This window comes from Streptomyces sp. DH10, assembly GCF_029813805.1.
Classification (GTDB): domain Bacteria; phylum Actinomycetota; class Actinomycetes; order Streptomycetales; family Streptomycetaceae; genus Streptomyces; species Streptomyces coeruleofuscus.
The window spans coordinates 133,807-160,595 of sequence record NZ_JARVKU010000003.1 but is presented as its reverse complement, the minus strand read 5'-3'; the positions used below and the strand labels follow the sequence as shown (position 1 = coordinate 160,595).

The 26,789-nt window shown below is 69.9% G+C and carries 25 protein-coding genes and 1 pseudogene; 7 read left to right on the top strand and 19 right to left on the bottom strand.

Features of this window, described 5'->3' with window-relative positions; all coding sequences use genetic code 11:
• Window positions 1-2: 2 nt before the first annotated feature.
• The 12 genes from nuoL to QC385_RS07565 are packed head-to-tail and all read right to left on the bottom strand — an operon-like array spanning window position 3 to window position 12,812.
• Window positions 3-1,967 (bottom strand): NADH-quinone oxidoreductase subunit L, encoded by a 1,965-nt coding sequence (gene nuoL / locus QC385_RS07620; protein WP_279540510.1) that lies wholly within the window; start codon window positions 1,965-1,967, stop codon window positions 3-5.
• 15 nt (window positions 1,968-1,982) lie between these two features.
• A complete protein-coding gene (nuoK, locus tag QC385_RS07615) occupies window positions 1,983-2,282 on the bottom strand; it encodes an NADH-quinone oxidoreductase subunit NuoK (RefSeq protein WP_003992252.1) in 300 nt (99 codons plus the stop codon).
• Window positions 2,279-3,121 carry an NADH-quinone oxidoreductase subunit J gene (locus QC385_RS07610; protein ID WP_279540509.1) on the bottom strand — a complete coding sequence of 281 codons (843 nt, stop codon included), beginning with the start codon at window positions 3,119-3,121 and terminating at the stop codon, window positions 2,279-2,281. The genes nuoK and QC385_RS07610 overlap by 4 nt, the downstream gene beginning before the upstream one ends.
• On the bottom strand, window positions 3,118-3,759 hold the full coding sequence (gene nuoI / locus QC385_RS07605; RefSeq protein WP_184986991.1) for an NADH-quinone oxidoreductase subunit NuoI: 642 nt from the start codon (window positions 3,757-3,759) through the stop codon (window positions 3,118-3,120). The genes QC385_RS07610 and nuoI overlap by 4 nt, the downstream gene beginning before the upstream one ends.
• A complete protein-coding gene (nuoH, locus tag QC385_RS07600; protein WP_086840026.1) occupies window positions 3,752-5,128 on the bottom strand; it encodes an NADH-quinone oxidoreductase subunit NuoH in 1,377 nt (458 codons plus the stop codon). The genes nuoI and nuoH overlap by 8 nt, the downstream gene beginning before the upstream one ends.
• The gene (locus QC385_RS07595; protein WP_279540508.1) at window positions 5,125-7,629 is read right to left on the bottom strand and encodes an NADH-quinone oxidoreductase subunit G; all 2,505 of its coding nucleotides are present in this window, start codon (window positions 7,627-7,629) and stop codon (window positions 5,125-5,127) included. The genes nuoH and QC385_RS07595 overlap by 4 nt, the downstream gene beginning before the upstream one ends.
• On the bottom strand, window positions 7,626-8,972 hold the full coding sequence (gene nuoF, locus QC385_RS07590; RefSeq protein WP_443032853.1) for an NADH-quinone oxidoreductase subunit NuoF: 1,347 nt from the start codon (window positions 8,970-8,972) through the stop codon (window positions 7,626-7,628). The genes QC385_RS07595 and nuoF overlap by 4 nt, the downstream gene beginning before the upstream one ends.
• Entirely contained in the window at window positions 8,972-9,832 is an 861-nt protein-coding gene (gene nuoE, locus QC385_RS07585; RefSeq protein ID WP_279540506.1) for an NADH-quinone oxidoreductase subunit NuoE, read from the bottom strand. Before nuoE ends, nuoF begins: the two co-directional genes overlap by 1 nt.
• The gene (locus tag QC385_RS07580; protein WP_279540505.1) at window positions 9,829-11,151 is read right to left on the bottom strand and encodes an NADH-quinone oxidoreductase subunit D; all 1,323 of its coding nucleotides are present in this window, start codon (window positions 11,149-11,151) and stop codon (window positions 9,829-9,831) included. Before QC385_RS07580 ends, nuoE begins: the two co-directional genes overlap by 4 nt.
• A complete protein-coding gene (locus QC385_RS07575; RefSeq protein ID WP_279540504.1) occupies window positions 11,148-11,888 on the bottom strand; it encodes an NADH-quinone oxidoreductase subunit C in 741 nt (246 codons plus the stop codon). Before QC385_RS07575 ends, QC385_RS07580 begins: the two co-directional genes overlap by 4 nt.
• The gene (locus tag QC385_RS07570) at window positions 11,885-12,439 is read right to left on the bottom strand and encodes a NuoB/complex I 20 kDa subunit family protein (RefSeq protein WP_018528252.1); all 555 of its coding nucleotides are present in this window, start codon (window positions 12,437-12,439) and stop codon (window positions 11,885-11,887) included. The genes QC385_RS07575 and QC385_RS07570 overlap by 4 nt, the downstream gene beginning before the upstream one ends.
• A gap of 13 nt (window positions 12,440-12,452) precedes the next feature.
• Entirely contained in the window at window positions 12,453-12,812 is a 360-nt protein-coding gene (locus QC385_RS07565) for an NADH-quinone oxidoreductase subunit A (protein WP_003974383.1), read from the bottom strand.
• 724 nt (window positions 12,813-13,536) lie between these two features.
• Between QC385_RS07565 and QC385_RS07560 the strand changes: the two genes are divergently transcribed.
• Window positions 13,537-14,385, top strand: coding sequence for a C40 family peptidase (locus tag QC385_RS07560; protein ID WP_279540503.1), 849 nt, complete (start codon window positions 13,537-13,539; stop codon window positions 14,383-14,385).
• Between the two features lie 119 nt (window positions 14,386-14,504).
• On the opposite strand, the gene QC385_RS07555 is transcribed toward QC385_RS07560, so the two are convergent.
• Window positions 14,505-14,687 (bottom strand): hypothetical protein, encoded by a 183-nt coding sequence (locus tag QC385_RS07555; protein ID WP_279540502.1) that lies wholly within the window; start codon window positions 14,685-14,687, stop codon window positions 14,505-14,507.
• Between the two features lie 108 nt (window positions 14,688-14,795).
• Between QC385_RS07555 and QC385_RS07550 the strand changes: the two are divergent.
• Window positions 14,796-14,918 (top strand): annotated as a pseudogene (locus QC385_RS07550) (peptide deformylase); the annotation flags it as partial.
• Window positions 14,919-14,931: 13 nt separating this feature from the next.
• Here the strand turns inward: QC385_RS07550 and QC385_RS07545 are convergent.
• On the bottom strand, window positions 14,932-16,224 hold the full coding sequence (locus QC385_RS07545; protein ID WP_279540501.1) for a geranylgeranyl reductase family protein: 1,293 nt from the start codon (window positions 16,222-16,224) through the stop codon (window positions 14,932-14,934).
• A 97-nt stretch (window positions 16,225-16,321) separates the two neighbouring features.
• On the opposite strand from QC385_RS07545, the gene QC385_RS07540 reads away from it, so the two are divergent.
• Both QC385_RS07540 and QC385_RS07535 read left to right on the top strand, forming a co-directional pair.
• On the top strand, window positions 16,322-16,852 hold the full coding sequence (locus tag QC385_RS07540) for a GNAT family N-acetyltransferase (RefSeq protein WP_279540500.1): 531 nt from the start codon (window positions 16,322-16,324) through the stop codon (window positions 16,850-16,852).
• 110 nt (window positions 16,853-16,962) lie between these two features.
• Window positions 16,963-17,274 (top strand): PASTA domain-containing protein, encoded by a 312-nt coding sequence (locus QC385_RS07535; protein ID WP_279540499.1) that lies wholly within the window; start codon window positions 16,963-16,965, stop codon window positions 17,272-17,274.
• 10 nt (window positions 17,275-17,284) lie between these two features.
• Here the strand turns inward: QC385_RS07535 and QC385_RS07530 are convergent, their stop codons facing one another.
• The gene (locus tag QC385_RS07530; protein WP_279540498.1) at window positions 17,285-17,980 is read right to left on the bottom strand and encodes a demethylmenaquinone methyltransferase; all 696 of its coding nucleotides are present in this window, start codon (window positions 17,978-17,980) and stop codon (window positions 17,285-17,287) included.
• A 145-nt stretch (window positions 17,981-18,125) separates the two neighbouring features.
• Between QC385_RS07530 and QC385_RS07525 the strand changes: the two genes are divergently transcribed.
• Window positions 18,126-19,151, top strand: a complete 1,026-nt coding sequence (locus tag QC385_RS07525; protein ID WP_279540497.1) for a chitinase — start codon at window positions 18,126-18,128, stop codon at window positions 19,149-19,151.
• Between the two features lie 34 nt (window positions 19,152-19,185).
• Here QC385_RS07525 and QC385_RS07520 read toward each other — a convergent pair whose 3' ends face one another.
• From QC385_RS07520 to QC385_RS07505, 4 genes are all read right to left on the bottom strand, one after another.
• A complete protein-coding gene (locus QC385_RS07520; RefSeq protein ID WP_279540496.1) occupies window positions 19,186-19,632 on the bottom strand; it encodes a hypothetical protein in 447 nt (148 codons plus the stop codon).
• A gap of 18 nt (window positions 19,633-19,650) precedes the next feature.
• Window positions 19,651-20,850: a cyclic dehypoxanthinyl futalosine synthase gene (gene mqnC / locus QC385_RS07515; protein WP_279540495.1), complete on the bottom strand. Its 1,200-nt coding sequence runs from the start codon at window positions 20,848-20,850 to the stop codon at window positions 19,651-19,653.
• Window positions 20,851-20,920: 70 nt separating this feature from the next.
• On the bottom strand, window positions 20,921-21,655 hold the full coding sequence (locus QC385_RS07510; protein WP_279540494.1) for a prepilin peptidase: 735 nt from the start codon (window positions 21,653-21,655) through the stop codon (window positions 20,921-20,923).
• Window positions 21,652-24,648 carry a BTAD domain-containing putative transcriptional regulator gene (locus QC385_RS07505; protein WP_279540493.1) on the bottom strand — a complete coding sequence of 999 codons (2,997 nt, stop codon included), beginning with the start codon at window positions 24,646-24,648 and terminating at the stop codon, window positions 21,652-21,654. The genes QC385_RS07510 and QC385_RS07505 overlap by 4 nt, the downstream gene beginning before the upstream one ends.
• Window positions 24,649-24,965: 317 nt before the next feature.
• Here QC385_RS07505 and QC385_RS07500 point away from each other — a divergent pair, with 317 nt between their 5' ends.
• Both QC385_RS07500 and QC385_RS07495 read left to right on the top strand, forming a co-directional pair.
• Window positions 24,966-25,625: a hypothetical protein gene (locus QC385_RS07500; RefSeq protein WP_279540492.1), complete on the top strand. Its 660-nt coding sequence runs from the start codon at window positions 24,966-24,968 to the stop codon at window positions 25,623-25,625.
• Window positions 25,622-26,692 (top strand): hypothetical protein, encoded by a 1,071-nt coding sequence (locus tag QC385_RS07495; protein ID WP_279540491.1) that lies wholly within the window; start codon window positions 25,622-25,624, stop codon window positions 26,690-26,692. The genes QC385_RS07500 and QC385_RS07495 overlap by 4 nt, the downstream gene beginning before the upstream one ends.
• Window positions 26,693-26,789 lie beyond the last annotated feature (97 nt).

Sequence of the window (26,789 nt, the reverse complement as noted above, 5' to 3'; positions counted from 1 at the left end):
TATCAGACCGCCCTCATCAGCAGGGTCGCGGCGACGATGACCGCCGCGCCGCCGAACATCGAGACCGCGTAGGAGCGGGCGAAGCCGTTCTGCAGCCTGCGCATCCGCCCGGAGAGGCCGCCGACCGAGGCCGCCGTGCCGTTGACGACGCCGTCGACCAGGGTGTGGTCGACGTAGACCAGGGACCGCGTGAGGTGCTCGCCGCCGCGGACCAGAACGACGTGGTTGAAGTCGTCCTGGAGCAGGTCGCGCCGGGCGGCCCGGGTGAGCAGCGAGCCGCGCGGGGCGACGGCCGGGACCGGGCGGCGGCCGTACTGCGCCCAGGCGACGGCGACGCCGAGGACCATCACGGCGACCGTGGCCAGTGTGACCGTGAGGGCGCTGATGGGCGGGTTGCCGTGGCTGTGCCCGGTGATCGGCTCCAGCCAGTGCATGAAGCGGTCGCCGATGCTGAAGAACGCACCGCCTCCCACCGACCCGACGGCCAGCACGATCATCGGGATCGTCATGACCTTGGGCGACTCGTGGGGGTGCGGCGGGGTGTACTCGCCGCGGGTCTCGGCGGCGGGCTCCACGTCCGGTTCGGCCGGGGACGGCGTCGGGGCGTTGCGCCAGCGCTCCTCGCCGAAGAACGTCATCAGCATCACGCGCGTCATGTAGTACGCCGTGATGGCCGCGCCGAGCAGGGCACAGGCGCCGAGGATCCAGCCCTCGGTGCCGCCCTTGGCGAACGCCGCCTCGATGATCTTGTCCTTGGAGAAGAAGCCGGACAGGCCCGGGAAGCCGATGATGGCCAGATAGCCGAGGCCGAAGGTGACGAAGGTGACCGGCATGTACTTCCTCAGGCCGCCGTACCTCCTCATGTCCACCTCGTCGTTCATGCCGTGCATGACCGAACCGGCGCCGAGGAACAGCCCCGCCTTGAAGAAGCCGTGCGTCACCAGGTGCATGATCGCGAAGACGTAGCCGATGGGGCCGAGGCCCGCGGCGAGGATCATGTAGCCGATCTGCGACATGGTCGAGCCGGCCAGGGCCTTCTTGATGTCGTCCTTCGCGCAACCGACGATCGCACCGAACAGAAGCGTGACCGCGCCGACGATCGTGACGACCAGCTGCGCGTCCGGCGCGCCGTTGAAGACGGCCCCGGAGCGGACGATCAGGTAGACGCCCGCCGTCACCATGGTCGCGGCGTGGATGAGGGCCGAGACCGGGGTCGGGCCCTCCATCGCGTCCCCGAGCCAGGACTGGAGTGGCACCTGGGCTGACTTGCCGCAGGCGGCGAGCAGCAGCATCAGCGCGATCGCGGTGAGCTTGTCCTCACCGGCGGCTCCGGCGAGCCCGGCCTCCTCGTGGCTGCCGAGCACCGGCCCGAAGGCGAAGGTGCCGAACCACAGGAACATCAGCATGATCGCGATGGAAAGGCCCATGTCGCCGACGCGGTTGACCAGGAAGGCCTTCTTCGCGGCCGTGGCGGCGCTGGGCTTGTGCTGCCAGAAGCCGATCAGCAGGTAGGAGGCGAGACCGACGCCCTCCCAGCCGACGTACAGCAGCAGGTAGTTGTCGGCGAGGACGAGGATCAGCATCGCCGCGAGGAACAGGTTCAGGTAGCCGAAGAAGCGGCGGCGCCGCTCGTCGTGCTCCATGTACCCGACGGAGTAGAGGTGGATCAGCGATCCGACGCCCGTGATCAGCAGCACGAACGTCATGGACAGCTGGTCGAGCTGGAAGGCGACGTCCGCCTGGAAGCCCTCCACCGGGATCCAGCTGAACAGGTGCTGGGCCATGACCCGGTGTTCGGGGTCCTGGCCGAGCATGTCGGTGAACAGCACCAGGCCGAGCACGAAGGAGGCGGCCGCGAGCAGCGTGCCGATCCAGTGGCCCACGGCGTCCAGCCTGCGTCCGCCGCACAGCAGGACCGCCGCTCCGAGCAGGGGCGCCGCCACCAGCAGCGCAATGAGGTTCTCCACGATTCTTCCGACCCCTTACAGCTTCATCAGGCTGGCGTCGTCGACCGAGGCCGAGTGGCGGGCGCGGAACAGGGACACGATGATCGCGAGCCCGACCACGACCTCCGCGGCGGCGACGACCATCGTGAAGAAGGCGATGATCTGGCCGTCGAGGTTGCCGTGCATCCGGGAGAAGGCGACGAACGCGAGGTTGCAGGCGTTGAGCATGAGCTCGATGCACATGAACACGACGATCGCGTTGCGCCTGATCAGCACGCCGGTGGCACCGATCGTGAACAGCAGGGCCGCGAGATAGAGGTAGTTGACCGGGTTCACTTCGACGCCTCCTCGGGCCGCTTGAGGTTCGCCGGCCCGACCGCCCTGCGCTCCAGGCGCTCCTCGGACCGCTGTTCCAGGGCCTTGAGGTCGTTGAGCGCCTCCTGCGACACGTCCCGGATCTGGCCGCGCTCCCGCAGGGTCTTGCTGACGGTGAGGTCGGACGGTGTGCCGTCGGGCAGCAGGCCCGCGATGTCGACCGCGTTGTGCCGGGCGTACACACCAGGGGCCGGCAGGGGCGGCAGTTGCCTGCCTTCGCGGACCCGCTCCTCGGAGAGTTCGCGCTGGGTCTTGGCACGCTCGGTGCGCTCGCGGTGCGTGAGCACCATCGCGCCGACGGCGGCCGTGATGAGCAGGGCGCCGGTGATCTCGAACGCGAAGACGTACCGGGTGAACAGGAGGGCGGCGATGCCCTCCACGTTGCCGCCGGCGTTCGCCTGGCCGATGCCGTTGAACTCGCTGAGGGAGGCGTTGCCGATGCCGGCGATCAGCAGGACGCCGAAGCCGAGGCCGCACAGCAGGGCCAGCCAGCGCTGGCCCTTGATGGTCTCCTTCAGGGAGTCCGCCGCGGTGACGCCGACGAGCATCACCACGAACAGGAACAGCATCATGATCGCGCCGGTGTAGACGACGATCTGTACGACGCCCAGGAAGTAGGCGCCGTTGGCGAGGTAGAACACCGCCAGGATGATCATGGTCCCGGCGAGGCAGAGCGCGCTGTGCACGGCCCTCTTCATGAGGATGGTGCACAGGGCGCCGATCACCGCGATGGTGCCGAGGATCCAGAACTGGACGGCCTCTCCGGTGGAGGTGGAGTAGGCGGCGAGCTGGGCGGTCATCGGTCGATCACCTTCTCCGACGCCGGTTCCGTCCCGCCGAAGGTCGAGTCGGCCTCCTGGACGACCTCGCCCTTGGAGTGGGCGACCTGCCGCTCCGTCCCGGGTGCGGCTTCGGTGACCAGGCCCCGGTAGTAGTCCTGTTCGTCCGTCCCCGGATAGATGGCGTGAGGGCTGTCGACCATGCCCTCCTCCAGACCGGCGAGCAGCTGCTCCTTGGTGTAGATGAGGTTGGCCCGGCTGGAGTCGGCCAGCTCGAACTCGTTCGTCATCGTGAGTGCGCGCGTGGGGCACGCCTCGATGCACAGGCCGCACAGGATGCAGCGGGCGTAGTTGATCTGGTAGACGCGGCCGTACCGCTCGCCCGGCGAGTAGCGCTCCTCGTCGGTGTTGTCCGCGCCCTCCACGTAGATGGCGTCGGCGGGGCAGGCCCACGCGCACAGTTCGCAGCCGACGCACTTCTCCAGGCCGTCGGGATGGCGGTTGAGCTGGTGCCGTCCGTGGAAGCGCGGAGCCGTGGTCTTCTGCTGCTCCGGGTACTGCTCGGTCAGCCGCTTCTTGAACATGGCCTTGAAGGTCACGCCGAAGCCGGCCACCGGGTTCTGGAACCCGGGCTTGGTGTCCTTCGGTTCCTCAGCCATCGGACGCCTCCTTTCCATCCGTAGTTCCGCCCAGAGATCCGTCACTCTGAGTATCGGGCCCACCACTGACAATCAGCTCCCGCTCACTGCGCGAGCGGCGTCGCGGGACCGGTGGAAGTTCCTGTCCCGGCAGGGGCGGTACGGGGAATCCGCCCGCCATCGGGTCGAAGGCAGCCGGGGTCTCGGCCGGCGGCTCGGCCTGCTTCGCCTTCTCGCGGAACATGTCGACGACGAAGGAGAGCACCAGCAGGGCCAGTACGCCGCCGCCGACGTAGAGGGCGATGTCGGCGAAGTCGTAGCCCTCGTTCCGGAAGGCCCGCACGGTCGCGACGAGCATCAGCCAGACCAGCGAGACCGGGATGAGGACCTTCCAGCCGAGCTTCATCAGCTGGTCGTAGCGGACGCGCGGGAGCGTGCCGCGGATCCAGATGAACATGAACAGCAGCAACTGGACCTTGACCGTGAACCAGAGCATCGGCCACCAGCCGTGGTTCGCGCCCTCCCAGAAGGTGCTGATCGGCCAGGGGGCCCGCCAGCCGCCGAGGAACAGCGTCGTGGCGACGGCCGAGACGGTCACCATGTTGACGTACTCGGCGAGCATGAACATCGCGAACTTGATCGACGAGTACTCGGTGTTGAAGCCGCCGACCAGGTCACCCTCGGACTCCGGCATGTCGAAGGGGGCGCGGTTGGTCTCGCCGACCATCGTCACGATGTAGAGGACGAAGGAGAGCGGCAGCAGCAGGATGTACCAGCGGTCGGTCTGCTGCTCCACGATCGTCGAGGTCGACATCGACCCGGAGTAGAGGAACACGGAGGCGAAGGCGGCGCCCATCGCGATCTCGTACGAGATCATCTGCGCGCACGAGCGCAGACCACCCAGCAGCGGGTACGTCGATCCGGAGCTCCAACCCGCCAGCACGATGCCGTAGATGCCGACGGACGCGACCGCGAGGATGTAGAGCATCGCGATCGGCAGGTCGGTGAGCTGCATCGTGGTGCGCTGGCCGAAGATCGAGACCTCGTTGCCGGCCGGGCCGAAGGGGATCACCGCGATCGCCATGAAGGCGGGGATGGCCGCGATGATCGGCGCGAGGACGTACACCGCCTTGTCCGCGCGCTTGACGATGACGTCTTCCTTGAGCATCAGCTTGATGCCGTCGGCGAGCGACTGGAGCATGCCCCAGGGGCCGTGCCGGTTGGGGCCGATGCGCAGCTGCATCCAGGCGACGACCTTGCGCTCCATGACGATGGAGATCAGCACGGTCACCATCAGGAAGGCGAAGCAGAACACCGCCTTGATGACGACCAGCCACCAGGGGTCGTGGCCGAACATCGAGAGGTCTTCAGCGGCGAGGTACGGGCTCATGCCTCCACCTCCTTGGGGGCCTCGCCGGCGAGGGTCGCCGGGCCGATGCGGACGAGGGAGCCGGGCCGCGCCCCGGTGTCGGAGGCGACGCCGCCGCCGGTGGAGTTCAGCGGGAGCCACACCACCCGGTCGGGCACCTCACTGATCTGGAGCGGGAGTTCGACGACTCCCTGGGGGCCGGTCACCGCGAGGAGGTCGCCCTCCTTGACGCCCGCCTCGGCGGCCGTCGCGGGCGACACACGCGCGCGTGCGGCGTGCCGGGTGCCGGCGAGTGCCTCGTCGCCCTGCTGGAGGACGCCCTGGTCGAGCAGCAGCCGGTGACCGGCGAGCACCGCCTCACCGGCGGCCGGACGGGGCAGGACGCCCGCCGTCTCCAGGGGTTCGGTGGCCCGCGGGCCGTCCCAGGCGCCGAGCCGGTCGATCTCCGCGCGTACGGTGCGCAGATCGGGCAGTCCGAGGTGGACGTCCATGGCGTCGGCCACCATCTGGAGGACGCGCGCGTCGGTGGGCGCGAGGCGACGGGTCATGTGGTCGGGCTTGAGCGCGGCCTCGAAGAAGCGGACCCGGCCTTCCCAGTTGAGGAAGGTGCCGGCCTTCTCGGCGACCGCGGCGACAGGCAGGACCACGTCGGCCTTGCGGGTGATCTCGCTGGGCCGCAGTTCGAGCGAGACCAGGAAGCCGACCTCGTCGAGTGCCGCACGGGCGCGTGCCGGGTCGGGCAGGTCGGCGATCTCCACACCCGCCACCAGCAGCGCCTGGAGTTCGCCGGTCGCGGCGGCCTCCACGATCTGCCCGGTGTCGCGGCCGTAGCGGTGCGGGAGACCGGCGACGCCCCAGACGCCGGCGACCTCGTCACGCGCGCGTGGGTCGGTGGCCGGACGCCCGCCCGGCAGCAGCGACGGCAGCGCGCCCGCCTCGACGGCGCCACGCTCCCCGGCCCGGCGCGGGATCCACGCGAGCCGCGCTCCGGTCGCCGAAGCGGTGCGTACGGCGGCGGTCAGGCCGCCGGCCACCGCGGCCAGCCGCTCACCGACGACGATCACGGCCCCCTCGGCGCGCAGCGCCTCGGCGGCGAGAGCGCCGTCGTCCTCCAGGCCGACGTTGCTCGCGAGCGCGTCCAGCCACTCGGTCTCGGTGCCGGGGGCCGCCGGCAGCAGCGTCCCGCCGGCCTTCTCCAGACCGCGCGTGGAGTGCGTGGCCAGGGAGAACACCTTCTGCCCGTGCTTGCGCCAGGCCTTGCGCAGCCGCAGGAAGACGCCGGGCGCCTCCTCCTCCGCCTCGAAACCGACCAGCAGGACGGCGGGTGCCTTCTCCAGTGCGGTGTACGTGACGCCCGTACCGTCGAGGTCCCGGCCGCGCCCGGCGACCTGGGCGGCGAGGAAGTCGGCCTCCTCACCGCTGTGCACGCGCGCGCGGAAGTCGATGTCGTTGGTGTCGAGCGCCACGCGCGCGAACTTGCTGTACGCGTAGGCGTCCTCGATGGTGAGCCGGCCGCCGGTCAGGACACCGGTGCGGCCCCGGGAGGCCAGCAGCCCCTGGGCCGCGATCTGGAGGGCCTCCGGCCAGGAGGCCGGTTCCAGCTCGCCCTCGGCGTTGCGCACGAGCGGCGTCTCCAGCCGGTCCCGCTGCTGCGCGTACCGGAAGGCGAACCGCCCCTTGTCGCAGATCCACTCCTCGTTGACCTCGGGGTCGTGGGCCGCGAGCCGCCGCATGACCTTGCCGCGCCGGTGGTCGGTGCGCGTGGCGCAGCCGCCGGAGCAGTGCTCGCAGACCGACGGGGACGAGACGAGGTCGAAGGGGCGGGAGCGGAATCGGTACGCCGCCGAGGTCAGCGCGCCGACCGGGCAGATCTGGATCGTGTTGCCGGAGAAGTACGACTCGAACGGGTCGCCCTCGCCGGTGCCGACCTGCTGGAGCGCGCCCCGCTCGATCAGCTCGATCATCGGGTCGCCCGCGACCTGGTTGGAGAACCGGGTGCAGCGGGCGCACAGCACGCACCGCTCGCGGTCGAGCAGCACCTGCGTGGAGATCGGGACGGGCTTCTCGTAGGTCCTCTTGCGGCCGTCGAAGCGGGACTCGGCGTCGCCGTGCGACATCGCCTGGTTCTGCAACGGGCACTCGCCGCCCTTGTCGCAGACCGGGCAGTCCAGCGGGTGGTTGATGAGCAGGAGCTCCATCACACCCTTCTGGGCCTTCTCGGCGACCGGTGAGGTGAGGTGGGTCTTGACCACCATCCCGTCGGTGCAGGTGATGGTGCAGGACGCCATGGGCTTGCGCTGGCCCTCGACTTCGACGATGCACTGGCGGCAGGCGCCGGCCGGGTCGAGGAGGGGGTGGTCGCAGAACCGGGGGATCTCGATGCCGAGCTGCTCGGCGGCCCGGATGACCAGGGTGCCCTTGGGCACGCTGATCTCGATGCCGTCGATCGTCAGCGACACGAGGTCCTCCGGCGGGACCGCCGCCTCTCCCCCGCCTGAGGGAGAGCTGGTGGTCACGGTCATGCGTTCACCTCCGTGCGGTCGGCCCAGGCCGTCGACTTGGCCGGGTCGAAGGGGCAGCCCCGGCCCGTGATGTGCTGCTCGTACTCCTCGCGGAAGTACTTGAGCGAGGAGAAGATCGGCGAGGCGGCGCCGTCGCCGAGGGCGCAGAAGGACTTGCCGTTGATGTTGTCGGCGATGTCGTTCAGCTTGTCGAGATCGGACATCTGTCCCTTGCCGGCCTCGATGTCGCGCAGCAGCTGCACGAGCCAGTACGTGCCTTCGCGGCAGGGCGTGCACTTGCCGCAGGACTCGTGGGCGTAGAACTCGGTCCAGCGCGTCACGGCCCGCACCACGCAGGTCGTCTCGTCGAAGCACTGGAGGGCTTTTGTGCCGAGCATGGAACCCGCGGCGCCCACTCCTTCGTAATCAAGAGGGACGTCGAGGTGCTCGTCGGTGAACATCGGGGTCGAGGAGCCGCCCGGCGTCCAGAACTTGAGGCGGTGCCCGGGGCGCATCCCGCCGCTCATGTCGAGGAGCTGGCGGAGCGTGATCCCGAGCGGCGCCTCGTACTGGCCGGGGTTGGCGACGTGGCCGGACAGGGAGTAGAGCGTGAAGCCGGGCGACTTCTCACTCCCCATCGACCGGAACCATTCCTTGCCCCGGTTCATGATCGCGGGAACCGACGCGATCGATTCGACGTTGTTCACCACAGTCGGGCACGCGTAGAGGCCCGCGACGGCAGGGAAGGGGGGACGAAGCCGCGGTTGACCCCGGCGGCCTTCGAGCGAGTCCAGCAGTGCGGTCTCCTCACCGCAGATGTACGCGCCCGCCCCCGCGTGCACGGTGATGTCGAGGTCGAGTCCGCTGCCCAGGATGTTCTCGCCGAGGAAGCCCGCCTCGTAGGCCTCGCGTACTGCCGAGTGCAACCGCCGCAGCACCGGGACGACTTCACCACGCAGATAGATGAAGGCGTGCGAAGACCTGATGGCGTAGCACGCGATGATCATGCCCTCGATGAGGCTGTGCGGGTTCGCGAAGAGGAGCGGGATGTCCTTGCACGTCCCGGGCTCCGACTCGTCGGCGTTGACAACTAGATAGTGCGGCTTTCCATCCCCCTGGGGAATGAACTGCCACTTCATGCCCGTGGGGAATCCCGCGCCGCCGCGCCCGCGCAGACCGGAGTCCTTGACGTACGCGATCACGTCGTCCGGCGACATGGCGAGCGCCTTGCGCAGCCCTTCGTAGCCGTCGTGCCGCCGGTAGACGTCCAGCGTCCAGGACCTGTCCTCGTCCCAGAAGGCCGACAGCACCGGTGCGAGCAGCTTCTCGGGGCTCATGTCTTTCAGCTCGGGTGCCAAGGTCATCACTCCCCCTCCTCGGCGGCAGGCCCGGCCGGGTGGGCCGGGTCGGAGGCCGACGTGTCCTGCGGCGCGTCGTGCGAGCTCAAGTGCTCCGTCGGTGACGGCTCGTGCGGCTTGTCGTCCCGGGGCGCCTCGCCGCGCGGGTGCACCACGCGCGCGGCGGCGGACTCGCCCTTGGCGAGCTTCAGGCCGACCAGGGAGGCGGGTCCCGCGCTGCCCCCGGACTCGACGGCCCCGTCCCGCTCGTCGGGGAAACCGGCCAGGACCCGGGCGGTCTCCTTGAAGGTGCACATCGGTGCCCCGCGCGTGGGGGTGACCGGCCGTCCCGCGCGCAGGTCGTCGACGAGGCGTTTGGCGCTCGCCGGGGTCTGGTTGTCGAAGAACTCCCAGTTGACCATCACGACCGGCGCGAAGTCGCAGGCCGCGTTGCACTCGATGTGCTCCAGGGTGACCTTGCCGTCGCCGGTGGTCTCGCCGTTGCCGACGCCCAGGTGCTCCTGGAGCTCCTCGAAGATCGCGTCCCCGCCCATGACGGCGCACAGGGTGTTGGTGCACACCCCGACCTGGTAGTCACCGCTCGGCCGGCGGCGGTACATGGTGTAGAAGGTGGCGACCGCGGTGACCTCGGCCGTGGTCAGGCCGAGCATGTCCGCGCAGAACCGCATCCCGGTGCGCGTGACGTGGCCTTCCTCGGACTGCACGAGGTGCAGCAGCGGCAGGAGGGCGGACCGGGAGTCCGGGTAGCGGGCGATGATCTCGCGCGCGTCGGTCTCCAGCCGGGCCCGGACGTCGTCCGGGTAGGCGGGTGCGGGCAGTTCGGGCATGCCCAGGCTGACGCCCCGCTCGGAAGAAGAGGTGGTCACCGGTCGACGCCTCCCATCACGGGGTCGATGGACGCGACGGCGACGATGACGTCGGCGACCTGGCCGCCCTCGCACATCGCCGCCATGGCCTGAAGGTTGGTGAAGGACGGGTCGCGGAAGTGGACCCGGTAGGGGCGGGTGCCGCCGTCGGACACGACGTGCACCCCGAGTTCGCCCTTGGGCGACTCGACCGCCGCGTACGTCTGTCCCGGCGGGACGCGGAAGCCCTCGGTGACCAGCTTGAAGTGGTGGATCAGGGCCTCCATGGAGGTGCCCATGATCTTCTTGATGTGGTCGAGGGAGTTGCCGAGGCCGTCGGGCCCCAGGGCGAGCTGGGCCGGCCAGGCGATCTTCTTGTCGGCGACCATGACCGGGCCGGGCTGGAGCCGGTCCAGGCACTGCTCGATGATCCTGAGCGACTGGCGCATCTCCTCCAGCCGGATCAGGAAGCGGCCGTAGGAGTCGCAGGTGTCGGCGGTCGGGATCTCGAAGTCGTACGTCTCGTAGCCGCAGTACGGCTGGGCCTTGCGCAGGTCGTGCGGCAGGCCGGTGGAGCGCAGGATCGGTCCCGTCGCGCCGAGGGCCATGCAGCCGGCCAGGTCGAGGTAGCCGACGTCCTGCATACGGGCCTTGAAGATGGGGTTCCCGGTGGCGAGCTTGTCGTACTCCGGGAGGTTCTTCTTCATCTTCTTCACGAACTCGCGGATCTGGTCCACGGCGCCGGGCGGCAGGTCCTGGGCGAGTCCGCCGGGGCGGATGTACGCGTGGTTCATCCGCAGGCCGGTGATCAGCTCGTAGATATCGAGAATGAGTTCACGATCACGGAATCCGTAGATCATGATCGTGGTGGCGCCGAGCTCCATGCCGCCGGTGGCGATGCACACCAGGTGCGACGACAGCCGGTTCAGCTCCATCAGGAGCACGCGGATGATCGAGGCGCGGTCCGGGATCTGGTCCTCGATGCCGAGGAGCTTCTCGACCCCGAGGCAGTACGCCGTCTCGTTGAAGAACGGCGTCAGGTAGTCCATGCGCGTCACGAACGTGGTGCCCTGCGTCCACGTCCGGTACTCGAGGTTCTTCTCGATGCCGGTGTGCAGGTAGCCGATGCCGCAGCGGGCCTCGGTGACGGTCTCGCCGTCGATCTCCAGGATCAGCCGGAGCACGCCGTGCGTGGACGGATGCTGCGGGCCCATGTTGACGACGATGCGCTCGTCGTCGGTGCGGGCCGCGGACTGGACGACCTCGTCCCAGTCGCCGCCGGTGACCGTGTAGACGGTGCCCTCTGTGGTCTCCCGAGGGGAGGCGTGCGAAGTGCTCATGAGTACGACCTCCGCTGGTCCGGAGCCGGGATCTGGGCGCCCTTGTACTCGACGGGGATGCCGCCGAGGGGATAGTCCTTGCGCTGCGGAAAGCCCTGCCAGTCGTCCGGCATCATGATCCGCGTCAGGGCGGGGTGGCCGTCGAAGACGATGCCGAAGAAGTCGTACGTCTCGCGCTCGTGCCAGTCGTTCGTCGGATAGACGGAGAACAGCGACGGGATGTGCGGGTCGCTGTCGGGGCAGCTGACCTCCAGGCGGATCACCCGGTTGTGGGTGATCGAGCGCAGGTGGTAGATGGCGTGCAGCTCGCGGCCCTTGTCGTTCGGGTAGTGGACGCCGCTGACGCCGGTGCACAGTTCGAAGCGCAGGGCCGGGTCGTCGCGCAGGGTCCTGGCGACTTTCACCAGGTGCTCGCGCTCGATGTGGAAGGTCAGCTCGTCGCGGTCGACGACCGTCTTCTCGATGGCGTTGGCGGGGAGCAGCCCCTGCTCCTCCAGCGCGCCCTCCAGCTCGTCGGCGACCTCGTCGAACCAGCCGCCGTAGGGGCGGGCCGCCGGTCCCGGGAGCCGGACCGAGCGGACCAGGCCGCCATAGCCGGAGGTGTCGCCGCCGTTGTTCGCGCCGAACATACCGCGCTGGACGCGGATCTCCTCACCGCCCTGGCCGCGCTGGCCCGGGAGGTTCGAGGCGCTGAGGTCCTTCTCGGGGTTGACCCCGTTGTCGTTCGCGTCGCTCACCGCAGCAGCCCCTTCATCTCGATCGTGGGCAGGGCCTTGAGCGCCGCCTCCTCCGCCTCGCGGGCCGCCTCCTCGGCGTTCACGCCGAGCTTGGAGCTCTGGATCTTCTGGTGGAGCTTGAGGATGGCGTCCATCAGCATCTCCGGCCGTGGCGGGCAGCCGGGGAGATAGATGTCGACCGGCACGATGTGGTCGACGCCCTGGACGATGGCGTAGTTGTTGAACATGCCGCCGGAGGAGGCGCAGACCCCCATGGAGATCACCCACTTGGGGTTCGGCATCTGGTCGTAGACCTGCCGCAGCACCGGCGCCATCTTCTGGCTCACCCGGCCGGCGACGATCATCAGGTCCGCCTGGCGCGGCGAGCCCCGGAAGACCTCCATGCCGAAGCGCGCCAGGTCGTAGCGGCCGGCGCCGGTGGTCATCATCTCGATGGCACAGCAGGCGAGGCCGAACGTGGCGGGGAAGACGGACGACTTGCGCACCCAGCCCGCGGCCTGCTCGACGGTGGTCAGCAGGAAGCCGCTCGGCAGCTTTTCTTCGAGTCCCATGACTTGTGGCCCCTCAGTCCCATTCCAGGCCGCCGCGCCGCCATACGTACGCGTACGCGACGAAGACGGTGAGCACGAAGAGCAGCATCTCCACGAGCCCGAAGATCCCCAGGGCGTCGAACGTGACGGCCCAGGGGTAGAGGAAGACGATCTCGATATCGAAAATGATGAAGAGCATCGCCGTCAGGTAGTACTTGATCGGGAAGCGCCCGCCGCCGGCCGGCGTGGGGGTCGGCTCGATACCGCACTCGTAGGCCTCGAGCTTGGCGCGGTTGTACCGCTTCGGCCCGATCAACGTGGCCATGACCACGGAGAAGATCGCAAAGCCTGCCCCGAGGGCTCCCAGTACGAGGATGGGCGCATAAGCGTTCACCGCTCCTCGCTCCTCTCAGTCGGCACTGACTGCTGGCGGTTTGCGTCGGGCTCACGTCCGCCCCACCTGCCCCTCGAACCCCGCCCGCCCCGGCGAAGATCGGGAACATGTGAAGCAGGTCACAAGCCCAACCGCGTGCATCTTATGCCCGACCCTCTGTGATCTGCGACACGGGGTATTGCACAAGCTTTGTGATCTCCACCACCTGACGATCGATCATGAAGTCGGATGAGCGGTGATCTTCACACCTGAAGCGTCCGAGTGATCACCAGAGGTGACATATTGCCTCGTCGGCGCAGGCCGGAGGGGGCGTCTCAATATCAAGAGGGTTCCCTTGCATGCAAATTGGCGATGTACTGGATCTCTTGATAGAGGCGCGTTCACACATCGGAGGGCGCACGGAGCGGGGTGTGGACGCGTGCATTCGTTCACGATCTTCGCGAGGCCGTGATCCGGTCGTGATCTACGGCGCCGGACGCGCCCGCCTGGGCAACCGTTCCGTGACCTCCGTCACACGCATGAGAGATCCATGAGAACGGGGCTTGGCCAATCAACCCAACCGATGGTAGGTGCGGGGCAATTCGGGCGTATTGATCAAAGACCGTGATCACAGGCCGGTCACGGGGAGTCCGCAATGTCCGTTACGGCGTCAATAAAGGGCCTCGTGCGGGGTTTTTGAGGGTCCGATTGAACAACTGTGGCGCAGCACACGTTTCTTGAAGATATGAAGGAGCCCCTGGTACCGGTTGTTCCCATGTCCCACACCGCTCACATACGCAGCCACCGGAAGCCCCGCCGCAGCGCGACCTCTTCGATCGCCCTGCGTGCCGGAGTTGCCGGTGGCGTTCTCAGCATGGCAGCGGCGGGTGCGTCGGCCTCGGCGAACGCCGCCGAGCCGGTCACCCAGACCATCGAACTGCCCACCCTGACGGCCGACATGTCCGCCCAGGTCGCCCAGTCCGCCGCCGCCACCCAGCAGGCGGCCGCGAACTACGAACTGCGCGCCGAGCGTGACGCCGCCGCCGCCAAGGCCGCCGCCGAGGCCAAGAAGGACCTCGCCGAGGCGAAGAAGAAGGCGGAGGCCAAGAAGAAGGCCGCCGAGGCCGCCCGCAAGGCAGCCGCCGAGCGCGCCGCGCGCAGCGCCGAGCGCGCCACGCTCTCCACCGCTTCCGCGTCCACCTCCGCCTCCGCCTCCACGTCGGTGTCGGCGCCCTCCAGCGGCAGCGTCGCGACCGTCATCGCCTTCCTGAAGGCCCAGGTGGGCGACGCCTACGTCATGGGCGCCACCGGTCCCAACGCCTGGGACTGCTCCTCCCTCGTGCAGGCCGCGTACAAGCAGGTTGGTGTGGACCTGCCGCGCGTCTCGCAGGACCAGTCGATGGCCGGCACGGACGTCTCGCTGTCCAACCTCCAGGTCGGCGACATCCTCTACTGGGGTGGCAAGGGCTCCGCGTACCACGTGGGTGTCTACATCGGAGACGGCCAGTACCTGGACGCGGCCAACCCGTCCAAGGGCGTCGTCATCCAGGACCTGTCGGGTTACCCGGCGGATGGCGCGGTGCGCGTCCTCTGAGGCCGCGCCCGCACCGAATTCACGCATAACGGGTCAGAGGGCCGTTGCCGAACGAGGCAACGGCCCTCCCGGACTGTCCGGAACACCCCCCATGGGCCGTCAAGGCCTTCCAGGGCCCCTCAGGCCGCCTGGCCGAGGTCGAAGGTGTTCGGCCGCCCCAGCCGGTACCGCAGTGCGTCCACGCGCTTCAGGGGCTCCAGCTCCGGCGTCCGGTACAGCTCCCAGGCCCGGCAGCGCTCGGCGTCCGAATTGTCCGCCTCCAGCGGGGCGTTGACGGCGTGCCGCGCTGACACTTGTCCCACTCCGAGATGATCGCGGAGAGACAGTCGCGGGCGCGGCCGTCGCCGTGGTCGCACGAGAAGTCCCGTACGTCCCAGAACCGGGCCGGTTCGCGAAGCACGCGGCCTCGTGGGCAGGCGTACCTGGACCGGCTCTCCCGGCGGGAGCGGAAGGACGCGCTGCGGCAGATGGCGGACCGGCGCGAGGCGGTGTTCGCGCGCCGAGCCGCCAACGTCGCGGCCCTGAGCAGCTGACGGGCCTGCCTGGTCAGGCCTTCGGTGCCACCTTGCTCAGGCCGTTGATGATGCGGTCCATCGCGTCGCCCCCGGTCGGGTCGGTGAGGTTCGCGAGGAGCTTCAGCGTGAACTTCATCAGCAGCGGGTGCGTGAGGCCGCGCTGGGCGGCGATCTGCATGACCTTCGGGTTGCCGATGAGCTTCACGAAGGCCCGGCCGAGCGTGTAGTAGCCGCCGTAGGTGTCCTTCAGGACGCGCGGGTAGCGCTGGAGTGCCAGTTCACGCCCCGCGGGGGTGGAGCGCGCGTGGGCCTGGACGATGACGTCGGCGGCGATCTGGCCGGACTCCATGGCGTAGGCGATGCCCTCGCCGTTGAAGGGGTTCACCAGGCCGCCGGCGTCGCCCACCAGCAGCAGCCCCTTGGTGTAGTGGGGCTGGCGGTTGAAGGCCATGGGGAGCGCGGCGCCCCGGATGGGCCCGGTCATGTTGTCGGGGGTGTAGCCCCAGTCCTCCGGCATGGACGCGCACCATGCCTTCAGGACCTCGCGCCAGTCCAGCTCCTTGAAGGAGTCGGAGGTGTTCAGCACGCCCAGGCCGACGTTCGAGGTGCCGTCGCCCATGCCGAAGATCCAGCCGTAGCCGGGCAGGAGACGGTCCTGCGGGCCGCGGCGGTCCCACAGCTCCAGCCAGGACTCCAGGTAGTCGTCCTCGTGGCGGGGGCTGGTGAAGTACGTCCGCACGGCCACGCCCATCGGGCGGTCCTCGCGGCGGTGCAGGCCCATCGCGAGGGACAGCCGCGTGGAGTTGCCGTCGGCGGCCACGACGAGCGGCGCGCGGAAAGTGACCTCGCGCTTCTCCTCGCCGAGCTTGGCGTGCACGCCGGTGATACGGCCCGTGCGGTCGTCGATGATCGGCGCGCCGACGTTGCAGCGCTCGAACAGCCGGGCGCCCGCCTTCTGGGCCTGCCGGGCGAGCTGCTCGTCGAAGTCGTCACGCTTGCGGACGAGGCCGTAGTCGGGGAAGGAGGCGAGATCCGGCCAGTCGAGCTGGAGCCGCACCCCGCCGCCGATGATCCTCAGGCCCTTGTTGCGCAGCCAGCCGGCCCCTTCCGAGATGTCGATGCCCATGGCCACCAGCTGTTTGACGGCGCGTGGGGTGAGGCCGTCGCCGCAGACCTTCTCGCGTGGGAACTCGGTCTTCTCCAGCAGAAGGACGTCGAGTCCCGCCTTGGCGAGGTGGTAGGCGGTCGTGGAGCCGGCCGGCCCCGCGCCCACGACGATCACATCGGCGGTGTTCTCGGAGAGCGGCTCGGTCACGACGGTCACGGCGGGATCTCCCCAAGTTCGAAATCTGCGTGCCGACCGGCACAGGACATGGGCAGTCTATGCAGCGGCGATCGTCACCTGCTGAAGGGCTGCCTCCATGAACCGAGCTCTCCCCGCCGTGCGGCTGCGCGTCCCCACCCACGAGGACGCGTTCGTCTGGCACCGGCTCTTCGACGACCCGGACGTCATGGAGTTCCACGGCGGCAGGGCCGCCGAGCTGTCGGTCTACGAGGAGCTCACTGCCCGCCAGCGCCGGCACGACGCCGAGCTCGGCTTCTGTCTGTGGAGCATGCTCGACGAGTCCGGGCACGTCATCGGCTTCACCGGTGCCCAGCCCTGGGAGCGGGGCTGGGGGCCGACGGGCCAGATCGAGATCGGCTGGCGGCTGGGCCGGGAGCACTGGGGCAAGGGCTATGTCACCGCGGCCGCCCGGCAGACGCTGGAGCGGACGCGGGCGGCCGGCGTCCCGGGCGTGGTGGCGATGGTCGACGCCCGCAACACCCGGTCCATCGCGGTCGCACGTCGGCTGGGAATGCGCCTCGCGCAGACGTTCACGACACCGGCCTCGGAGCGGTCGGGACACTGCTACCGGCTCGACCTCCGGCCACCGTCCGTTGACGCTGCGTAGTCGACTGTCACAGAAAGACATCTGTCGCTTCCGGCCGGTGTGGAGCGGGAGTTACCCTGCCTGTACCGCTGGGGGTGACATCTGTGCACATGTCCCGCAAAACACCCGAAGTGTGTGTTCCGCGTCTGGTGGGCCTGATGGCCGTGGACGCGCGGGAGACGGCCCGGGCGCAGGGCCTGCTCCTCAACGCACCGGACCGGCCCGACTTCCATCTCGCCGTCGTCGACTACGTCGTACGCCAGTATCCGCAGCCCGGTGCGGCGGTGCCGCGGGAGTCGATGGTCTACGTGTGGTTCGACTTCGGGCCCGGCGAGGGCGGCGGGGGCGTGCACGAGCCGCGGATCCCGAGGCCGCCCAGGGGTGGTCTCCAGCGGGAACTGGACGAGCCCGGCGACCCGTACATGGCCCTCAGCTCCCCTTAGGGCCTGTCGGTCAGCTGTCCTTGAAGCCCCGGTGCAGGGCGACGATCCCGCCGCTCAGGTTGCGCCAGGCCACCCGCGACCAGCCGGCCTTGCCCAGCCGCCCGGCCAGAGCGGGCTGGTCGGGCCAGGCCCGGATGGACTCGGCGAGGTAGACGTAGGCGTCGGGGCTGGAGGAAACGGCCCGCGCCACCGGCGGCAGGGCGCGCATCAGGTACTCGGTGTAGACCGTGCGGAACGGCGCCCAGGTGGGGTGCGAGAACTCGCAGATCACGACCCGTCCGCCGGGCCGGGTCACCCGGTACAGCTCCCGCAGGGCGGCGTCCGTGTCCTGCACGTTGCGCAGCCCGAAGGAGATGGTGACGGCGTCGAAGGTGTCGTCCTTGAAGGGGAGCCGCGTCGCGTCACCGGCGGTGTAGGGCAGCCAGGGCTGCCGCTGCTTGCCGACCCGGAGCATGCCCTGGGAGAAGTCGCAGGGGACGACGTACGCGCCGGTCCGGGCGAAGGGAAGCGAGGACGTGCCCGTGCCCGCCGCCAGGTCGAGGACCTTCTGCGCCGGGCGCGCGTCGACCGCCTTGGCGACCTCCTTGCGCCATCGCCGGTCCTGGCCCAGGGACAGCACGTCGTTGGTCAGGTCGTACCGTTCCGCCACGTCGTCGAACATCGAGGCGACTTCGTGCGGCTGCTTGTCCAGGGATGCGCGGGTCACGGGCCCATTGTTGCAGTACGCCCGCCAGGGAGAAGCCGCGGCTTGCGCCGTGACACGGCGTTCCCTGCCCCGGGAGACGATCGCCGCCGGGAAACGTACTTGGTGGGCGTACCCCTTTGGTCTCACGAGAACGGGAGCGCGTGCCATGAGGAGTTACCGGAAGCCGGCGGCGGTCGCACTGGGCTGCCTGGTCGCCCTGGTCACCACGGCATGCTCCGGACAGGGCGAGGCGGCCCGCCCGGCGCCCGCACCCACCATCTCACCCCCTGCGTCCTCCTCGCCCCCTGCCGAGGACGGCACCGAGTACGCCCCGTACGTGAGCGCCACGGAGGCCGCCGGCACCGAGTCCGCCGGCTCCCCGGCGACGTACAACCTCGCCTTCGTCCTGGCCGACGGCGACGACTGCACCCCGCGCTGGGACGGTGCCCGCGCCATCGGCGACCCGGCGGTGAAGTCCCGCATCGCCCGGCTGGAGAAGAACGGCGGCCAGGTCCGGGTCTCCTTCGGCGGCGCGTCCGGCAAGGAGCTCGCCGCGGCCTGCGGCAGCGCGACTGAACTGGCGGCGGCGTACGGCAAGGCCCTCGACGCGGCCGGTGCCACCCGGGCCGACTTCGACGTCGAGGGCGACGAACTGGCCGACTCCGCCTCCGTCGCCCTGCGTTCGAAGGCGATCGCGCTGCTCCAGAAGGAGCGTACGGACCTGGAGGTCTCCTTCACGCTCCCGGTCATGCCCTCCGGCCTCGGCAGGGACAGCCTGGCGCTGCTCGGCTCCGCCGACGACAACGGCGTCCAGGTCGCCACGGTCAACCTGATGACGATGAACTACGGCACGTCGTACGACGGTGACATGGGCGGCTACGCGCTCACGGCCGCCAAGGCCGCGCACACCCAGCTGAAGAAGGTCTTCGGCACATCGGACGCGGCCGCCTGGCAGGGCATGGCGCTCACCTCGATGATCGGCGTCAACGACGTCGACGGCGAGACCTTCACGCTCGCCGACGCGGCCGAGGTCCGGGCCTTCGCCGAGGAGAAGGGCATCGGGTGGGTGTCGATGTGGTCGGCCGCGCGGGACCGGCAGTGCGCGAACGGCTCCGCCCCGGACCGGCCGGCGACCGATTGCAGTGGGGTGAGGCAGAGTTCGGGGGCGTTCGGGGAAGCCTTCGCGGGCTGACGGACCGAAGGGGCTGATCGGCAAGGGGCGCTGATCAGCGCCGCCGGTGCACCAGCCGCCCCGCGCACACCGTCGCGACGCACTCCCCCGCCTCGTCGAAGACGGCGAGGTCGGCGCGGCCGGTCGGGACGATCGCGGTGCGGCGCCCGCTCGGCAGGACGACGATGTCGTTGCGCTCGGCGGCGGACCGGAGTTCCGCCGAGTCGACGTACTCCTCCAGGACCGCGACCGCGCCGAGCTTCAGCACCTCGTGGACGCGTTCGCGCGGGCTCGGGGCGTCCGGGAGCGGCCCTTCGTGGACGCGGGCGGGACCGAGGGTCCCGGGCCACCTGCGGACCCTGGCCCGGGGGAACGCCTCGCGGACGTCGTCGAGCTTGCCGACGGCACCGATCCGGTCCCGTCCGACGGCCACGGCACCGCCCTTGACGGGCTCGGAGTCCCAGGTGACGCGGACGGCCTCGGCCGTGTGAATGGTTTCCAACTGCCTCTCCGCGCCGGCTCAGTTGGAGGCGAGCAGCTTCAGCTCGGGATGAGCCGTGCCGCCCTCGATGGCCGTGGAGGAGATGTGCGAGACCACGCGGTCGTCGACGGGGTCGTTCGCCGGGTCGTCGTGCACGACGAGGTGCTCGTACGTGGTCGACCGCTGCGCGGGCACCCGCCCGGCCTTCCGGATGAGGTCGATGATCTCCATCCGGTTGGAGCGGTGCTTGGCGCCCGCGGAGGAGACGACGTTCTCCTCCAGCATGATCGAGCCGAGGTCGTCGGCGCCGTAGTGCAGGGAGAGCTGCCCGACCTCCTTGCCCGTGGTCAGCCACGAGCCCTGGATGTGGGCGATGTTGTCCATGAACAGCCGGGCGACCGCGATCATCCGCAGGTACTCGAAGAGGGTCGCCTGCGTCCGGCCCTTCAGGTGGTTGTTCTCGGGCTGGTAGGTGTAGGGGATGAAGGCGCGGAAGCCGCCCGTGCGGTCCTGGACGTCCCGGATCATCCGCAGGTGCTCGATGCGCTCGGCGTTGGTCTCGCCGGTGCCCATGAGCATGGTCGAGGTGGACTCCACGCCCAGCCCGTGCGCGATCTCCATGATCTCCAGCCAGCGCTCGCCGGACTCCTTCAGCGGGGCGATGGCCTTGCGGGGCCGCTCGGGCAGCAGCTCGGCACCCGCACCGGCGAAGGAGTCGAGCCCGGCGGCGTGGATGCGCTGGATCGCCTCCTCGACGCTGACCTTGGAGATCCGGGCCATGTGCTCGACCTCGGACGCCCCCAGGCTGTGGATGACCAGCTGCGGGAAGGCCTGCTTGATGGCGGAGAAGTGCTTCTCGTAGTACTCGACGCCGTAGTCCGGGTGGTGTCCGCCCTGGAACATGATCTGGGTGCCGCCCAGCTCGACCGTCTCGGCGCACCGGCGCAGGATGTCGTCCAGGTCGCGGGTCCAGCCCTTGGCGGTGTCCTTGGGGGCGGCGTAGAAGGCGCAGAAGCGGCACGCCGTGACGCAGACGTTCGTGTAGTTGATGTTGCGCTCGATGATGTACGTCGCGATGTGCTCGGTGCCGGCGTACCTGCGGCGGCGTACGGCGTCGGCGGCGGCGCCCAGCGCGTGCAGCGGGGCGTCCCGGTACAGCAGGAGCGCCTCGTCGGGGGTGATCCGCCCACCGGCGGCAGCACGGTCGAGGATGGGCTGAAGGTCGGCCTTCTCGGTCACCGGGCGTCCCTTTCGTAAGGGTTGTGGACGGACCAGCCCAGCGTACGCCAGCCGTTCGGGCCGCTGGACGTCAGGCCGCGTAGGCCCCGAGCAGGAGCCCGAGGAAGGCGCCGGAGATCAGGAACGGCCCGAAGGGGATGGCCGTCTTGCGTCCGGCCCGGCGCGCGACGACGAGGGCACCGCCGTACAGCGCGCCCAGCAGGAACCCGGCGAACGTGCCGAGCATCACCGTCGGCCAGCCGTACCAGCCGAGTACCGCCCCCGCGCCCAGGGCGAGCTTGACGTCGCCGAAGCCCATACCCGCGGGGTTGATGAGGAACAGCACGAAATAGCCGCCGCCCAGCGCGAGCGAGCCGAGCAGGGCGGTCGTCCACTCCCCCGCGTGCTCGGGCACGAGCGCGGTGAGCCCGAGCAGGACGAGCGCGGCCGCGGCGAACGGGAGCGTGAGCGGGTCGGGCAGCCTCCGCACCCGGAAGTCGACGGCTGTCAGCAGTACCCCGACGGGCGCGAGCAGCAGCCAGACGCCGAGTTCGGGCCGGGTGCCGGTGGCGGCGGCGAGGGCGGCGCAGACGAGGGCGGTGGTGAGGGAGAGGAGTGCCGGAGCGGAGCCGTACCGCGCCTCGGCCTCCGCGCAGTCCCCGCACCGCGCCCGCCCGAGCCAACCCCGTACGGGATGCCCGCCCGGGCACTGCTCCCGCCACGGCTCCCCGGACGGTGCGGAGAACCGATAGACCGCACGCGGCAGAAACGCACCCGCCGCCGCGCCCCACAGCGCGGCGGCGATGACCAGGACCCCGGTGTTCATCCCACCGCGGCGATCGCGTCGCGCCACGTCGGCAGCAGCTCGTCGAGCAGTGCCTCGGTACGCGGCGGAAGCCCGCGGGCCCCGCTGCGGCCGATGAGATCGGTGGCGAGCGCGGTCAGCCGGGACGTGTCGCCGGTGGCGTGGGTGGCGCGCAGCAGCTCGTGCCACAGGCGCTCGTCGGCCGGGGCGGTGCGCAGGGCCGCGTTGAGGGCCTCGATGGCCTTCTCGGCGCGGTTCTTCTCCATGTGGAACTCGCACAGCGCGAGACCCGTGTCCGCGACGAGCAGCGGCAGCTGGGCGTCGACGATCTCGTGGGTGAGCCACCGGTAGCGGCCCTCGGGCCGGTCGGCGAGCAGCGGCCCGCGCACCAGCACGAGCGCGTCGGTGAGCAGCCGCCCGCGCACGGCCCGGCTGTCGACGCCCTTGCCCTGCGTGGCCTCGTGGTAGAGGGACCGCAGGACGTCCAGGTCGGAGACGACGGACTTGGCGAGCGTGAGCCGGCCGCTGCCGTCGGTGCCGAGGCGAGGGGTGCCGTCCGGGTCGGCGCCGAGCCAGTCGCGCAGCCGGTCCAGCAGCGCGTTGCGTACGTCGTCGGTGACGCCGCGCGGCCACAGCGCCGAGGACAGCACGCGCGGGTGCACGCCCTCGCGATGCAGGAGCAGCAGGGCGAGCGCCTCGTGGAGGAGGGCGCTGCGGTCCCCGTCCGGGGTGTCGAGGCCGATGATCTCGTACGGCCCGACGAGCCGGGCGTAGACGGCCGGCCGCCCCTGCTCGCTGATGTCGACGAGGAACGGCGGCCTGTTGGCCGGGCCGCCCTCGGGCCCGTTCTCGGGATCGGCGTCCACGAACAGTTCGACCACGGCCCGCTGCTGGGCGGCGGGCAGCAGCTGGGCGTCCAGTTCGAGCCCGAGGAGGGGCGCGAGCAGCTTGCCCTGGCCGGTGATCTCCATCTCCCAGGCTGCGCCCGGCAGGTCGCCGGTCTCGGTGCCGACGAGGTAGCCGATGCCGAGACGGCCGGCGTCCGCGGCGAGTTCGGCGAGCTTGACGGCGTCCTCGGCGGACGGCTGGGCGGCGAGCAGGACCAGGTGCGGGGCCCAGCGGGTGTGCTGGGCGGGCCCGGTACGCCCGGTGAGGACGGAGTCGTGCCCGGCCGCGCCCAGGGCGCCCCGCCGCTGCCGCGTCTCGGCCTCCATGGTCTCGACGAGCGCCTCGATGTCCTCCAGATGCCGGATCCGGTTGGGGGCGAGAGGCGTCAGGTCCTGCCCGAAGCCGACGAGCGTGATGGTCATGCGGTCGGACCACCCGTTGGTCGCCAACTCGGCGGCGACGGACGCGAAGACGGCGGCCCGGTCGGCCTCCCGGCCGCTCAGCGACACGATGCCGGGCACGGCCTCCAGGTTGAGCAGCAGCCGCGAGTCGTCCATGGTGCCGAGGCTGACGAGCCCCGGGTAGGGCGCGGCCGTGTCGACGTCCTCGTAGCGCTCGGCGTCCGTCCGGGCCAGCATCCAGAACGTCTGGTCCTGCCCCTGCTGCCAGGGGGCGGGCGGCTTCCCGGCGGGCTGGGCGAGCTGGAGGTGCAGGTCGCCGTTGCTGAGCCAGGCGGCGTACACGACCGGCAGCGGCCGCGACTCCTCGGCGAGGGAAGCGGCGAGACCGCGCAGGCTCCGGTCGAGCAGCCGCACGCCCTCGGGGTCGGCACCGACGAGCAGGGCGTCCTGGACGTCCTGCGCGTCCCCGCTCGGCGTGGGCGGCTCCATACCGCGCCGCCCGCCGACGGCCCCGAACGCCGACTGCCACAGCGCCTGCCGGCGCCGCCGCCCCAGGGCACCGAGGAGACCGGCGGCGAGGAGGGGTGCGGCGAGGAGGGCCTCGGGCAGGCCGAAGGAGCTGCCGGACTCGGCGCCGACACCGGTGGCCTGCTGGTGACCTGTGTCGGGAGCGGGCCGCTGCTCGGGCAGGGAGACCTGGGAGGTGGAGGGACCACCACCGGCGTGCTCGTGCCCGCCGCCCTGGGCACCGCTGCCCCCGCCTTGGGCGTGGTCCCCTGTCTGGGCGTAGTCGGCGATCTGCTGCTGCACGTCCGGCGACACGTTGGGAGCCTCGTCGGGCATCTCGACGAGCTCGCCGCCGCGCGCGTCGCCCGGCATCTCCATGATCCATCCGGGCCGGATGAGACTGGCCTCGGAGAGCTTGGACCCGTCCGGCTGGACGCGGTCCTTGTTGAGCTCGAAGATCTCCTTGTAGCGACGCCCGTCACCGAGGTGCCGTTCCGCTATCTCCCACAGGGAGTCGTGGTGACGCCCCTCGGGCGGCTGGATCCGGTAGTACTTCGTGTCGCCCTGCTTGGCGGTGCTGCCACCGGCGTCGGCGTGCGAGGCGGCGTGCGAGGCCTGCTCGGCGAGGGCGGCCGCGGTGTCGGCGGCCTGCTCCTGCTGCTGGGCGAAGAGACCCGGGGTCTGCTGGGCCGCGGCGGCGGCGGGCTTGTGATTGGCGTCGTAGCCGCTCTGCCCGAGCTGCGACAGCCCGGGCGCGAAGCTGGCCGCGGTGGCGCCGACGAGCAGCAGCGCGGCGACGAGCTGCCGGGCGAGCATCTGACTGGGCCCGGCCCCCGGCACCCGCCCCGGCACACCGACACCGGACAGCGCGGCCTTCATCTCCACCAGCACGCAGGCGGTGAACTGGGCCCACGCCAGCCACACCACGACGGTGAGGATGTTCAGGAACGTGTCGACGGTGATCTCTTGCTGGAGCCAGTCGAGGCTCGGCATGCCGCTCGGCAGCGGCCACCCGATCTGCGTGGCCAGCGCGCCGGGCACACCGACGAGGAGAACGGCCAGGGCGACGAACGCGAGGAACGCCTTGACGAAGTCCCCGAACGACCGCCGCCGGATCCTCACCGGCTGCGGCGTCCGATTCCTCGGAGCCGTCGTTCCCGTCGTTCCCGACGTACTTCCCGTCGAGCTTGACGAGCTTGAGGTGCGGCGTCGCGGCATGGCGGGTGTCCTGGGGTCGTGTGCGGAGTGCCGTGAGGCGAACTGTGGGCCGAGAGGTGTGCTGAGCCTACAGAGATCTTATGGACTCTTATTGAGGTCGTCGAAGTGCGTAGAGGGCGAAGGCCGTTGACGCCCGATTTGCCCCCCGACCGCATGCGGTTGACCCGGCGGCCGAGCGGACGGAAGCCCCCTCTTCGCGACTGCTACGCATACTCATCACGCATCCCACACAATCCGCCATGGCCTCCCACGAGGGCATGAGCAGCCCCTGATAGCTTCGTTCCCTGTCGCACACGTCGAACCTCGGGGGAGAAACCGTGGCCCGCCGCGCTCTGACCACCACAGCTGCCGCGTTCACCGCAACAGCGGCGCTTCTGCTCACCGCATGCGGCGGAGGCGGAGACGACAAATCGCCGGACGACATCAAGGGGGCTGACTCGGGCACCAAGAGCCCGTCGGCATCCGCGTCCGACTCGGCGGGGGTCGACCGCCCGGACGTCAGCGTGCCGAAGGACCTCAAGCTCGTCTTCGACTTCGACGAGCCGTCGGACGCGAAGCACGCGGCGGCGCTTGCCGATGCGGAGAACTACGTCAAGGCGATGTACCACGGCATCGCCGCGCAGGACCCGAACGACCCGGCGTACCGGTTCTACTCGGACGGCCAAGCCGAAAAGTACGTCAAGTCGCAGATCCAGACCTGGGTGAAGGGTGGCTGGGCACCCACCGGGACGGACCAGTATTACGACGCCGAGACGACCACTCTGACCGGCGGTAAACGCGTCCTCGTCACGTTCTGCGAGAACCAAGGCAAGGCCTACAGCAAGGACGTCAAGACCGACAAGGTTCTCCGTGGTGAGGAGAATCTCGACAGTTACCTGAAACATCGGCTGCTCATGGTCCCCTCGTCCGGCTCTCCCCAGGTGTGGAAGGTCCAGGTCATCGAGGTCATCGGCAAGGCGAAGGAGTGCCGGGCATGAGGACCCCAGCTCCCGCTCGGTGCTGGGCTTCGATCGCTGCCGTCACCCTTGTGCTCTGCAGCGGCGGCAACGCATACGCCAACTACACCCCTGGCAAGACAACTACGCCGCCCGCCACTTCCGGCGGAAGCGACGGCAAGGACATCTACGCCTCCGCCGGCACATCCCGGATCAGGGTCACTCAAGCCGGTGGTCCCACCGGCGGCAAGCGCGGCACCCTCTCCTCCGCGGACGTCAATTGGAAGCCCCCGGCCTGCTGGTACGAGCCCGTCTTCACGCCCGAGCAGTTGAAGAAGTTCTCGGAGACCGTCGGCGGGGGTGACGTCAGCGTCCACGAGTCGTGGTGGGGCAAGGAACTCTGGACCGACCACTACCGGGACAAGGAGGACTCCGAGAACTGGGACGACACCCTGTCGACCGCGCCGGGTTACAAGAACTACAACATCGGCAAGGACGGCTACTTCTGGCGCAGCGTCGCTCCGGACAAGACCGACCCCGAATCCTGGGACTGCGGCCGCATCATGTTCTGGCAGGACGCCGCAGAGATACCCAAGGTCCCGAACGCCCCCACGTCCAAGACGCTTGCGGACTACGCGTACAACAAGATCGAGGTTCCCGGCACCCAGGTCGAACTCAGGCCGCAGGCCAAGTCGACCGTGAACCTCCCCACCTGGGTCTGGCTGGACAAGGGCACCTTCAAGGAGGTCAAGGTCCGCGCCGAGCTCCCGAACACGGGGCTGTGGGCGGAGACGACCGCCAAACCGATCGCCCTCCACCTGGAGCCGGGCACTGAGGACGCCGAGGTCTTCCCCGCTTCCGGTGACTGCGAGATCAACGAGGACGGTTCGATCGGTACCCCGTACACAGAGGGCGACGCCGAAAAGACCCCGCCCTGCGGCATCCGCTATCTCCGTGCCACCAACGGCACTCCGTACCAGCTCTCGGCCAGCGTCACCTGGCAGATCACCTGGGAAGGCTCCGACGGCACCGGCGGCGACCTCCCCGACGGCACCTTCGAGACGACCCAGGACATGAACGTCCAGGAGATCCAGTCCATCAACCGCTGACGCGCCGCCGCACCGCACGCCTCTGAAACGCTCGAACACCGGGGAAGACGAACCGTGGCACGCCGCGCTCTGACCACCACCGCCGCCATGCCGACCG